Genomic DNA, 12,137 nt, shown 5'->3' with positions numbered 1-12,137 from the left:
TGGATGGAACGGCGCCGACCAGGGTCGGCCTCTACCTGTGCAACGTTCAGCGCACGACGCTGTCTTCGGCCACCAGCGCGTGGTGCACGCCGATGCCCGCGCGCACGCCTTCGGCCATGGCCAGGGTGATGTTGCCGACCGTCGTCGCATCGCCTGCGGCATACACGTTCGGCACCGAGGTCTGCTTCATCATGTCGACCTCGATCAGCTCGCCCAGCGGGCTCTCGGCCAATGTGCAGCCCAGCTGCTGCACCAGCGGTGTGGCCATCACCTGGGTGGCCGGCACGAACAGCGCCCGCTGGGCGATGCGGCGGCCGTCGGCCAGCTCCACCTCCAGCCAGGTCGGCTGGTCGCCCTGCACGCGCAGCACCGGTGACGTCTCGATCTGCACGCCGCGCTGCTGCATGGCAGCCCGTTCCTCATCGGTGATCGGCAGGCCCTGGCTGAAGAAGGTGACATTGCCCCAGTCGGCAAACAGCGGCGCCTTGCTGGCGGACATCGGATGGCCACCAAGCAGGCCGATGGCGCCGCCACCCACTTCGTAACCGTGGCAGTAGGGGCAGTGCAGCACGGTGCTGCCCCAGCGCTCGGCCAGACCCGGCAGCGCCGGCAGCTGGTCGGCGATGCCGCTGGCCAGCAGCAGCTTGCGCGCGGCCAGCACCTGGCCATCGGCGGTACGTACTTCCACGGCCTCTGCGCTGGCGTTGGCCTGCACGGCCTCGGCATGCACCCAGCGCACGCTGGGGTAGTCCAGCAGCTGCTGGCGCGCGGCCTTCAGCAGCTCGGCACCGCTGATGCCATCCAGCCCCATCACCCCGTGCGAATGGCTGGCGAAACGATTGCGCGGCAAACCGGCGTCGATGACGGTGACCGGGCGGCGGGCACGGGCCAGGATCAGGCCCGCAGCAATGCCGGCATAGCTGCCGCCGACGATGAGCACATCAGGATTCATGGTGACCTTCCAGGGAACGGTGATGGGCGAGATGGCGGGCGAAGTCGGCGCCGAGCTTGTCCAGCGTGGTCGCCCGCAGGCGCTGTTCGAGCAGGCGCTGTGCTTCGCGTGCACCCTCCAGCAAAGCGCTGTTGACCAGCTGCTGGATCGGGCAGCCACCGCCGGAATCACGGGTACCGACCTGCACCAGCGACGGTGCGCCCACCGCCAGGTAGACGTCATGCAGGGTGATGGCTGCGGCATCGCGGGCCAACTGGCTGCCACCGCCATGACCACGGGCGCTGTGAACCAGGCCCGCCCTGTGCAGCTGCGCCAGCAGGCGGCGGATCACCACCGGATGGGTCGGCAGGCAGGACGCCAGCTGCTCGGAGGTGCGCGGGCCGTCCTGGCCGACCAGGTGCGCCATCACGTGCAGGGCGTCAGAGAGCAGGTTCGCGGATTTCATGTAACTACATTAGTTACATTTATATCCCCTGTCCAGGGTCCGTATTCGTTCCATATGGACACATTTGTCCTATGAAACACTTTCTTCACATCACTAAACGAAACGCTAATGTGATGTTCGTCGCACTTCAGCGGGAGCTTGGCGGGTCGATACCGCATTGCCCCTTCCCGAGAGTGCTTCCCGATGAATGCGTCTGTCCGTGCTCCGCGCCTGCAGTCCAAGCTGCTCGGCGCGGTTTCTGTTGGCTTGGCCGTGGTCCTGCTGTGCGCGCTGGCTGGCCTGGCCTCCGCCTGGTTCAAGTTGTCCACCGAGGTTCCACCCGAAGTCGCGCACAGCCGCGACGCCGAACGCCTGCAGCGTGAGTTCCGCGGCCAGGTGCAGGAATGGAAGAACGTGCTGCTGCGTGGTCACGACGACGCGTTGCGTCAGCGCCATCTGGACGCCTTCGACAACGAAGGCCGCCTGGTCGAACGGCTGGCCAAGGGCCTGGTGACCAGCCCGGACGCGCGCACGCGTGAACTGGCGCAGGCGTTCATCGGCCTGCACGCGCAGCTGCAGCAGGACTATCACGCGGCGCTGCAGGCATTTGCCGCGGCCGGCTACGATCCCGCCGTCGGCGACACCCTCGTGCGCGGCAAGGATCGCGCGGTGGCGACCGCACTGGATGCATTGAGCAGGCATGCCACGCAGGTGGCCGAAGCGGCGCTGGCGGCACGTTCGCAGCAGGCGCGGCAGACCCTGCTGCTGTGCGCGTCACTGACGGTGCTGGCCGCCGTGCTGTTGCTGATCGGCCTGTCCTGGTGGCTGCGGCGCGCCGTGGTGCAGCCGGTACTGGCGGTGGAAGCCGCTGCACGCGCAGTGGCTGCCGGCGACCTGCAGCACGTGGTACAGGTGCGCAGCCGCGACGAGATCGGACGCCTCGCCCAGGCGATGCAGGCGTTGCAGTCCACGCTGCGCGGCGTGCTGGATGCGCAGGCCGCGATGGCCCAGGCGCACGAGGCCGGCACCATCAGCCATCGCATGGACGCCGCTGCCTTCCCGGGCGCGTTCGGCACCATGGTGGCCGACTGCAACACGCTGGTCGACGCGCACATCCGGGTGAAGATGCGCGCGATCTCGATCATGGGCCGCTACGCCGTCGGCGACCTCAGCCAGGACATGGAACGCCTGCCCGGCGAGAAGGCAGTGATCACCGAAGCGCTGGATGCGGTCAAGCACAACCTCGGGGCGATCAACGGCGAAATCCGCCGCCTGGCCGAAGCGGCGGCCGCCGGTGACTTCAGCCAGCGCGGCGACAGCGCGCGCTTCGAGCATGACTTCCGCGCGATGGTCGATGGCCTGAACCGCCTGATGCAGACCACAGAACTGAACCTCGGCGAAGTCTCGACGATGCTGCGCGCGATCGCCGATGGCCGCCTCGGTGCACGCATGCACGGTGATTTCCAGGGTGTGTTCGCGCGTATCGCCGGCGATGCCAATACCACCGCCACGCAGCTGGCGACCATCGTCACCGACATCAAGCACGCCTCCGGCAACATCCACACCGCCGCCGCGGAGATCGCCGCCGGCAACAATGACCTGTCGCGCCGTACCGAGCAGCAGGCCGCCAATCTGGAAGAGACCGCGGCATCCATGGAAGAGCTGACCTCCACCGTGCGCCAGAACGCCGAACACGCGCGCCAGGCCAACCAGCTGGCGATCGGTGCACAGGGTGTCGCCTCACACGGTGGCAGCGTGGTCGGGCAGGTGGTGGCGACCATGGGTGCGATCGAAACGTCGTCGCGGCAGATCGCCGACATCATCAGCGTGATCGATGGCATCGCGTTCCAGACCAACATCCTGGCGCTGAACGCGGCGGTGGAAGCGGCACGCGCCGGTGAGCAGGGCCGCGGATTCGCGGTTGTCGCCAGCGAAGTGCGCACGCTGGCGCAGCGCTCTGCGGCGGCGGCAAAGGAGATCAAGTCGCTGATCGAGGCGTCGGTGGAACAGGTCGGTGAGGGTGCGCAGCGCGTGCGCGAGGCCGGCGACACCATGGCCGAGATCGTCGCCTCGGTGCAGCGCGTGACCGACATCATGGCCGAGATCTCTGCGGCGTCGCAGGAGCAGAGCGCAGGCATCGAACAGGTCAGCCAGACGGTGATCCAGATGGACGGCACCACCCAGCAGAACGCCGCGCTGGTGGAGGAAGCCAGCGCCGCGGCGCGCAGCCTGGAACAGCAGGCGAACCGGTTGATCGATGCGGTCGATGTGTTCGACCTGTCGGCCACGGCGACAGCGAAGGACGCGTTGGCGCGCGCGGCCTGAGGGATCCGGTCGCCGGGCAGCGGCCGGCACCACCGTGGAGCGCGGACTGGGGTAGTGCCGGCCGCTGGCCGGCAGCGTCCAACGCTACATGGGTGGCGGCATGAACAGTGCGGACCAACGTTCCGCACTCATTACGGCCTGTGGTCGTACACGGCAGTGCAATGCACCGTTGCCGGCATGCACACGGCCGCTGGCCTACCCTTTCGTGGATAGTCCCGTCTCCCTCCCCCACTGCTGGAGCCCCTCATGACAGTCCCCGCCTTCGGTCTTGGCACTTTCCGCCTCAAAGACCAGACCGTGATCGATTCCGTGCGCAACGCGCTGGAGGTCGGCTACCGCGCCATCGATACCGCGCAGATCTACGGCAACGAAGCCGAAGTCGGCCAGGCAATCGCCGATTCCGGCGTGCCGCGCGATGAGATCTACCTGACCACCAAGATCTGGATCACCGAGTTCAAGCGCGAAGCGCTGCTGGCCAGCCTGCGTACCAGTCTGGAAAAGCTGCGCACCGATCATGTGGACCTGACGCTGATCCACTGGCCGTCGCCGAACGACAAGGTCGACGTGCCGATGGAGGAGTACCTGACCGCACTGGCCGAGGCCAAGGCACAGGGCCTGACGAAGGAGATCGGCATCTCCAACTTCACCATCGCGCAGACCCGCAAGGCGATCGGCATCCTGGGTGCCGGCGCCATCGCCACGAACCAGATCGAGATCCACCCGTACCTGCAGAACCGCCTGCTGGTGAAATTCCTGCAGGACAACGGCATCCACATCACCGCCTACATGAGCCTGGCCTATGGTGAGGTAATCAAGGACCCGGTGATCCAGGCCATTGCCGGCCGCCACCAGGCCACGCCGGCGCAGGTCGCGCTGGCCTGGGCGCTGCAGCAGGGCTTCTCGGTCATTCCGTCCTCGACCAGGCGCGAGAACCTGGCCAGCAACCTGGAAGCGGCAGCGATCCGCCTGACCGACGAAGACATGGGACAGATCGCCAAGCTCGACCGCGGCCATCGCCTGGCCAACCCGGAAGGCATCGCGCCGGCCTGGGATTGATTCCAACGACGGCGCGCAACTGCTCTGGTAGACGCCGACCCTGGTCGGCGCAGACGTCTGATCGATCGATGAAACACCGTGCCGACCAAGGTCGACACCTACCGGTCGGTCAGCGCTCGGCAACACCGCGCAACATATCCAGCACGTCGTGGATGTCCAGCGGCTTGCATAGAAAACCGGCAGCCCCCAGCGCGCGGGCTCTTTCAATCACCTGTACCCGCGTATCCGCGCTCATTACAAGAACCGGTGGCGCGCCGGGGTCCCTGGCTACCGACTCCAGCACCTCCCATCCGCTGCAGCCCGGCATGTGCAGATCCAGCAGCACCACATCAGGTCCGAGTGCCATGATCACTTTCCGCGCATCGTGGCCATCATGGCGGGAGCTGAGGCGATGGCCGGCGCTCTGCAGCAGGCGCTCCACCACCTCACGGTTGGTTTCCACGTCCTCGAACAGCAGGCAGTGCAGCGGTCGCACCGATGCTGCATGTGACTGAAGAAGCTGTTCAAGGGAAGGAGGAGAGTCCACCTCCAAGGTGGAGGCCACGGTGAAGCACCACACGAATGAGGCACCGCCTGCTTCACTGCGGCCCACGCTTATCGTTCCGCCCATGGCATCGGAAATCAGCCGAACGATGTACAGCCCCAGCCCGACACCCTGCTCGCAGCGTGCCTCTCCCTGGCTGAGCTGTACGAACGGCGAGAAGATCATCTCCAGATCCGCGTCTTCGATCCCCAAGCCGGAATCGCAGACCTCGATCTGAACCTGCCAGTCGTCACCTGACCGGGCAGCATTGATGGATACCGATACCTCGCCCGCCATAGGGCTGAACTTGATGGCGTTGCAGACAAGATTGGTCACCACTTGTTCGATACGGCCGCCGTCTGCCAGCATCCAGACATCGGGCTCACTCCCATCCAGCTGCAGAAGTACGCCCTTGTCGGCGGCAGCGGGCATGCAGGTCGCCTGTACCCCTTCGATGATCGAACGCAGCGAACAAGGATGAAGCCGCAACTGCAGCCGGCCACCATCGATGCTGGCCACGTCCAGCACATCATCGATACGGTGCCTGAGCGCCTGCGCCTGCGTGGCGACCGTCGCCAGTGCATGCCGTTGGGCCGCACTTACTGTCCCCACTTCCAGCAGCTGGATCCCACTGATGATAGCGTTCAGCGGCGTCCGCAGCTCGTGGCTCATCGTACTGACGAATCGGCCCTGTGCCTCACGCGAAGCAATGGCACGCAGCGCTATGTCACGCATCGCGGCTACCAGCGACGCCACCACCAGCGGCAACAGGACCGTCAATGCCAGCGCGTAGGCCAGGTAGGCGGGTCGAGAGACCCAGTAGCCTTCAGGCGCGGCCCACAGCAATGCCAGCGCAGTCGATGCAATCGCGGGAGCAATTGCCCTGCGGCCATACACCGCGGTGGCGGAGATCACGAGGAAAGGCAGGGCTGCATTGAGCGTCATCAGCAGGATGAACGCCGCATTCACCTGAATCGCAACCATTGCCAGGCTGAGCAGAAGGCCTACCCCATCGCACCAGCGGTGGCAGCGCTCCATGCAGAGACTTGCAACGAGTGCCCATGTCACGGATACCGCAAGCAGTGCAACGGCCACCGGCAACGCACGGGCCGCCTCATTGGCCAGAACCGGCTGCGGACCATCCACCCACAGCCAGCACCATAGCACCACCAGTGCCTGCAGCAGCACCCGGAATCCGCTGGCGCGTGGCTCCTGCAGGGACGACAGAAGCCAGGCCAGGCGATGCATCTCCAGCGCACGGGCTGCCTGCAGCAATGCTGCCGGTGCGGGGGCCTGCGAGGAAACACGGGGCTCGTGCACGTCAGCCCCCTTCCATCCGGAAATGCGTCGTCGCACGATGCAGAAGACGCTGCGCAGACAGTGCCAACGCGCATGCCCGCCGCCGCACAGCGCGCGCTTCTGTACCCGAGCGGAGACAGTCACTCAACGCGTCGCAGGCCAGCGCAACTCCGGCGCTGCCCAACGCCGAGGTAACGCTCTTCAAGGCATGCAGGCGCGCCAGCTCCTGCTCCATGCCACCGAAGGATTCTTCCTTCGCCATGCTCATCCACTGCGATATCGCCGCGTCCAACGCTGCGGTGAATGATGGGAGCTGGTGGGGCGACGTTGCCGCAATGAGACCCAGCATCGAGCGTTCCCCAAGCTCAGGCCGGTCCATGGCGTGTGGACCTGAGTGCAGTCCAACCCGGGACTTCAAGCTCTGCATCGCCTTCCTCCATCTGTCGCATTCAACACTTGAACGGGTGTACTCCTGCGCCCTGTTACGCCTGACTGGAAACCTCATGCGTCAGCATGCATGACCCACGAGCTACTGCATCCGCTGATGGATCTGTACGAAAAACTGTGGAAAGCAGCCACCCAACAGATGCCCTGCAGCAACCGCGAGCATGATTCCGCCTACGATGGCAGCACATCGGGCCGGGAGTGACAGTCGCTTCAGGTCCATGGCACCCAGCATGTAGGCAACGAATGCACTACGCCATCGGAATCCTTTCAAACTTCCCTCATGGACCACCATGCTGACATTGACGCTTCTCCTGCTGCTTTCATGCAGCGTGCTGGTCTTGAAACGCCGCCTGCGCAGCGCTGCACTTCTGGCGACGCTTCCCCTGGCCATTGCGGCCAGCGCCAGCCAGCCGATCACGCAATGGCTGCTGGACCGCGCGCAGGACACGCCGCTTGTCACTGAACATGCGCTACATCCACGCACTGTGATCGTACTGCTGGGTGCCGGAATCGATCACGATGCCCATGGCCCCAGGCCCGGGCTGGCCGGTTACAGCCGCCTGATGAGGGCTGCACAGCGTTACCACGAATGCGATCGCACGCGCGAGGTCTGTACGGTGCTTGCCAGCGGAGGCGTCACTGCCAACGGCGATGTCGCTGAGGCCGATGTCTACGCACGCGAACTGATGGCACTGGGCGTGCCCACCGAGCATATCGTCCGCGAGCGCACCAGCGCGAACACCTGGCAGAACGCCAGGAACAGCAGCGCGATCATCGGACATGACAGTTCGCGGGTGGTGCTGGTCACCTCGGGCCTGCATCTCACGCGGAGCTTGATCTACTTCCGTCACTTCGGCGTCGTGGCCGAGGGCCTGCCCAGCGACCGCCTCCGTGCCACCCGGGGGTGGTTGCCCTCCACATTCAATCTATTGCTGGTCGAAGTGATATTGCATGAGCGTATCGGCGTTCTGCGCTACCACCTCTACAACCGGATGGGCTGGAACGACGCCTCCATCGAGCCGGTCAGCATCGCGCCTGCAACAACCACCCACGCATTGCCGCACTGACCTCGTCCGGTTTTTCCATCGGCGCCAGGTGCCCGCAATCGGGCACCACCACCAGCTGCGAGTGCGGCACCATCGCGTGCATTTCCTCGCTCACCGCGAGTGGCGTAATGCGGTCGTTGGCGCCACATACGATCAGCAGCGGATCGCGGTAACCGGCCAGCACATCATGGCCATCGCGGCGTTCCAGTGCGCTCTGGCGCAGGAACACTTCCGCGCCCAGGCGGGTGGTCATGTCGCGCACGCGCTGCACCAGCACGTAGTCGTCCAGCCGCGAGGCATCGATGTAGCTGCGCATCAGCACATCGCCGAAGCCGTGGAACTTCCCCGGCAGGCGCACGCTGGCGCGCTGGCTGCGCCGCTGCTCGGCCCGCTCCGGTGAGTCGGCGTGGATCGAGGTATCGATCAGCGCCAGCTGCAGCACCCGCTCCGGCGCAATGCGCAGGATCTGCTGGGCCACGAAGCCGCCCAGCGAGAACCCGGCCAGCGCAAAGCGCTCCGGTGCCTGCGCCAGCACGTCTTCGGCCACCGCCTGCAGGGTCTCGCCACCGGTCTGGTCGCCCACGGTGCAGTCGGCGATATCGGCCAGGTCGGCCAGCTGCGCGCGCCACAGCTCGGCGTCGTTGAGCAGGCCGGGCAGCAGCAACAGGGGAATACGGTCGGTCATGGGGATATTGTCGCGCCAGCACCGTGACGGAACCATGCCGCAACGGGCGATTGCGTTGTAGAGTCGCGCCATGCTCGGCTGCAGCACAGCCTGTCGAGCATGGCTCGATTCTACAGAAGGCAGCGACACGGACGCGACCATGGCAGACCCCTACAACAGCGGCACCCCCACCCCACCCGCGCTGCGCTTCGACGATGCGCTGGTCACCACCGCCTTCGAGCTGCCCGGCCATCGCGTCGTGCGCAACCTCGGCGTGGTGCGCGGCATCACCGTGCGCTCGCGTTCGATCGTCGGCAACTTCCTGGGCGGTATCCAGACGCTCTTCGGTGGCAACATCACCATCTACACCGAGCTGTGCGAACAGGCTCGCGAGGAAACCTACCGCGACATGGTCAAGCACGCGCGGCAGCTGGGTGCCAACGCGATCATCGGCATGCGCTACGACGCCACCGATGTGATGACCGGGCTGACCGAAGTGCTGTGCTATGGCACGGCGGTGGTGGTAGAGCCGGTGCGGTGATGCAGCCGCCAAGCGTACGCAAAAGCAGCCGAGCGTAGGCTCGGCACTACTGGGATTACGCCACCGGCGGCACGTCGGGCACCTCGACCTGCTGCACCGGCAAGGTCACCATCATCACCGTCGGGTCGTCCGGGTCCAGCCTGGTCTTGAATCCCAGGCTCTGGCACATCGCCAGCATGGTGCTGTTCTCGCGCAGCACCTGGCCTTCGACCACGTCCAGGCCCAGCCACTTCGCGTACTCGATCATGATCGCCATCAGCCGCCAGCCGATGCCGTGGCCCTTCAGGTCCGAGCGGATCAGGATGCCGTACTCGCCACGGTGGTAATCGGCATCGGCGTGCAGGCGCACTGCGCCCAGCATCTCGCCGCTGCGCGGTTCGATCGCTACCAGCGCGATCGAGCGCGCGTAGTCGAGCTGGGTCAGGCGCGCGATGAATTCGTGGCTGAAGTGCTTCACCGACTGGAAGAAGCGCAGGCGCAGGTCCTCGTCGCTGACACGGGCGAAGAACGCACGGAACAGCGCGTCATCCTCCGGCCGCACCGGGCGCACGAAGGCCCGGCCGCCATCGGACAGTTCGATGGTGCGCTCCCACTCCTTCGGATACGGAAACACCGAAAAGCGCGGATGGCCACGGCCCTTGTGCAGGATGCGCGACGGTGCCACTGCCACGCGCGCGTCGAGGGCGAGGATGCCCTTGCTGTCGACCAGCAGCGGGTTGATGTCCAGCGTGCGCACTTCGGGAATATCGGCGGCCAGCTGTGCCAGCTTGACCAGCGCCAGCGCCAGTGCGCGCTCGTCGGCGGCGGGCACATCGCCGTAGGCCTTGAGGATGCGCGAAGCGCGGGTCTGGCCGATCAGCTCGTGGGCCAGGCGCAGGTCCAGCGGCGGCAGGGCCAGCGCCTTGTCGTTGATCACTTCGACGGCGGTGCCGCCACGGCCGACCACGATCACCGGGCCGAACGTCGCGTCATCGGCGATGCCGACAATCAGTTCGCGCGCCTTCGGGCGGACGATGGTCGGCTGCACCAGCAGGCCATCGATGCGCGCATCCGGCCGCAGCTGGCGCGCACGCGACAGGATCGCGTTGGCCGCGCTCTGCACCGCCGGCAGCGTGGACAGGTTCAGGCGCACGCCGTCCACTTCCGACTTGTGCGGGATGTCCGGTGACAGGATCTTCAACGCGACCGTGGCACCGCGTTCCAGCAGCGGCTGCGCCAGATCCATCGCCTCGTGCGCATCACGCGCGTGCATCACCGGCGCGGACGGGATGCCGTAGGCCTTGAGCAGCTCATGCGTGGCCAGCGGGTCCAACCACTGCTGACCATTGGCCAGCGCAGCATCAACCAACGCTCGCGCGGCCGCCGCATCGACATTGAAGTCCTGCGGCAGGCTGGGTGGCGTTTCCATCAGGGCGTTCTGCGCTTCGCGGTAACGCACCAGATGCTGGAAGCCGCGTACGGCCTCCGCCTCGGTCGGATAGGTCGGCACCCGCGCCGCGTTGAGCGTGGCGGTGGCCTGGTCATCGTTGCCCAGCCAGACCGCGAACACTGGCTTGTCGCGATGATGGCGCGGGCGCAGGCCGAGCGTGCGGGTCAGTGCCTGCGCAGCGTCTGCGGACGAGGTGAACGCGGTTGGCACGTTGACCACCATCACCGCGTCGTTCTCGTTGTCGGCCAGCAGCGCTTCGATGGCCGCGGCATAGCGCTCGCCATCGGCATCGACCACGATGTCGACCGGATTGCTGCGCGACCAGCCCTGCGGCAATACCGAATCGAGCTTCTGCACCGTGCTGTCGGACAGGGTGGCCAGCGTGCCACGCAGCGCGATCAGCTGGTCCACGGCCAGGCGGCCGACACCGCCGCCATTGCTGAGAATGGCCAGGCGGCGACCGGGGAAGGTACCCAGCCGCCCCAGCGATTCGGCGGCGGTGAACAGCTCGTCCAGCGCGCCGACGCGCAGCAGGCCGGCGCGGTTGAAGGCCGCGCCGTACACATCATCGGCACGCGCCAGGGCCTGCACATGGGTGTCGCGGCTGCCCGGCTGCACGCGCTCGGCGCGGCCGGACTTCACCACCACCACCGGCTTGGCGCGGGCGGCGGCACGCGCGGCCGACATGAATTTGCGCGCGTCCTTGATCTGCTCGACATAGAGCAGGATGGCGCGGGTGCGGTAGTCGGTGGCGAAGTAATCGAGCAGGTCGCCGAAGTCGACGTCCATCGTGTCGCCCAGCGAGACCACGGCGGAGAACCCGACCGAGCGCGCCACGCCCCACTCCACCAGCGCGGCGGCGATCGCCGAGGATTCGGAAATCAGGGCGAGGTCGCCTGCCTGCGGGAAATGCGCGGCGATGCTGGCATTGAGCCGCGCATGCGGCGCGATCACGCCCAGGCAGTGCGGGCCGAGGATGCGCAGGCCATGCTTGCGCGCCACCGCCTCTACCTGTGCGGACAACGAACCCGGGCCTTCGCCCAGGTGCGCGGTGAGGATGATCGCCGCCTGCACGCCGCGCTCGGCGGCGGTACGCACCACCTGCGGCACGATCGCCGCCGGTGCGGTGATGACGACCAGGTCCGGTACCCAGTCCAGATCCTTCAAGCGCTTGACCGTGCGGATGCCATCGATTTCGGCATGCCGCGGGTTGATCCACGCCACCTTGCCGGGGAAACCGGTGCCGCGCAGGTTACGCATCACCGCGCGGCCGGCCGAACGCTCACGCGGACTGCCGCCGATCACCGCGACCGACTGCGGACGGAACACAGACTGCAGGTGGTAGGTACTCATGCGCCTACGGTACCCAAAAAAGGGGACGGAGGGGATTAAGTCGTTTGTGCACAAACGACTTAATCCCCTCCGTCCCCT

10 protein-coding genes are annotated in these 12,137 nt (G+C 66.4%); 4 read left to right on the top strand and 6 right to left on the bottom strand.

Going from position 1 to position 12,137, the window contains the following annotated elements; translation table 11 throughout:
- Positions 1 to 46 precede the first annotated feature (46 nt).
- Both AC5P8U_RS15100 and AC5P8U_RS15095 read right to left on the bottom strand, forming a co-directional pair.
- A complete protein-coding gene (locus AC5P8U_RS15100; protein ID WP_088497009.1) occupies positions 47 to 952 on the bottom strand; it encodes an NAD(P)/FAD-dependent oxidoreductase in 906 nt (301 codons plus the stop codon).
- Entirely contained in the window at positions 942 to 1,397 is a 456-nt protein-coding gene (locus AC5P8U_RS15095; RefSeq protein WP_072168047.1) for an Rrf2 family transcriptional regulator, read from the bottom strand. The genes AC5P8U_RS15100 and AC5P8U_RS15095 overlap by 11 nt, the downstream gene beginning before the upstream one ends.
- A gap of 183 nt (positions 1,398 to 1,580) precedes the next feature.
- Between AC5P8U_RS15095 and AC5P8U_RS15090 the strand changes: the two genes are divergently transcribed.
- Both AC5P8U_RS15090 and dkgB read left to right on the top strand, forming a co-directional pair.
- Positions 1,581 to 3,701, top strand: coding sequence for a methyl-accepting chemotaxis protein (locus AC5P8U_RS15090; protein WP_072168048.1), 2,121 nt, complete (start codon positions 1,581 to 1,583; stop codon positions 3,699 to 3,701).
- Positions 3,702 to 3,947: 246 nt separating this feature from the next.
- Entirely contained in the window at positions 3,948 to 4,757 is an 810-nt protein-coding gene (gene dkgB / locus AC5P8U_RS15085; RefSeq protein ID WP_072168049.1) for a 2,5-didehydrogluconate reductase DkgB, read from the top strand.
- A 109-nt stretch (positions 4,758 to 4,866) separates the two neighbouring features.
- Here the strand turns inward: dkgB and AC5P8U_RS15080 are convergent, their stop codons facing one another.
- Together AC5P8U_RS15080 and AC5P8U_RS15075 are read right to left on the bottom strand one after the other, a co-directional pair.
- Positions 4,867 to 6,600 carry an ATP-binding response regulator gene (locus AC5P8U_RS15080; protein WP_342366003.1) on the bottom strand — a complete coding sequence of 578 codons (1,734 nt, stop codon included), beginning with the start codon at positions 6,598 to 6,600 and terminating at the stop codon, positions 4,867 to 4,869.
- A 1-nt stretch (position 6,601) separates the two neighbouring features.
- Positions 6,602 to 7,006, bottom strand: coding sequence for a hypothetical protein (locus AC5P8U_RS15075; RefSeq protein WP_053496766.1), 405 nt, complete (start codon positions 7,004 to 7,006; stop codon positions 6,602 to 6,604).
- 310 nt (positions 7,007 to 7,316) lie between these two features.
- Between AC5P8U_RS15075 and AC5P8U_RS15070 the strand changes: the two genes are divergently transcribed.
- Positions 7,317 to 8,093: a YdcF family protein gene (locus tag AC5P8U_RS15070; RefSeq protein ID WP_188241457.1), complete on the top strand. Its 777-nt coding sequence runs from the start codon at positions 7,317 to 7,319 to the stop codon at positions 8,091 to 8,093.
- Here the strand turns inward: AC5P8U_RS15070 and AC5P8U_RS15065 are convergent.
- Positions 8,050 to 8,757 carry an alpha/beta fold hydrolase gene (locus AC5P8U_RS15065; protein ID WP_447896907.1) on the bottom strand — a complete coding sequence of 236 codons (708 nt, stop codon included), beginning with the start codon at positions 8,755 to 8,757 and terminating at the stop codon, positions 8,050 to 8,052. The genes AC5P8U_RS15070 and AC5P8U_RS15065 overlap by 44 nt on opposite strands.
- A gap of 139 nt (positions 8,758 to 8,896) precedes the next feature.
- Here AC5P8U_RS15065 and AC5P8U_RS15060 point away from each other — a divergent pair, with 139 nt between their 5' ends.
- On the top strand, positions 8,897 to 9,277 hold the full coding sequence (locus AC5P8U_RS15060) for a YbjQ family protein (RefSeq protein ID WP_005420270.1): 381 nt from the start codon (positions 8,897 to 8,899) through the stop codon (positions 9,275 to 9,277).
- 55 nt (positions 9,278 to 9,332) lie between these two features.
- Here AC5P8U_RS15060 and AC5P8U_RS15055 read toward each other — a convergent pair whose 3' ends face one another.
- Entirely contained in the window at positions 9,333 to 12,059 is a 2,727-nt protein-coding gene (locus tag AC5P8U_RS15055) for a bifunctional acetate--CoA ligase family protein/GNAT family N-acetyltransferase (RefSeq protein WP_088497005.1), read from the bottom strand.
- Between the last annotated feature and the right edge of the window lie 78 nt (positions 12,060 to 12,137).

This window comes from Stenotrophomonas sp. YJH_SMC_81 (assembly GCF_059370875.1).
The sequence above is the reverse complement of the archived record's forward strand: the minus strand, read 5'-3'. Positions and strand labels throughout refer to the sequence as shown.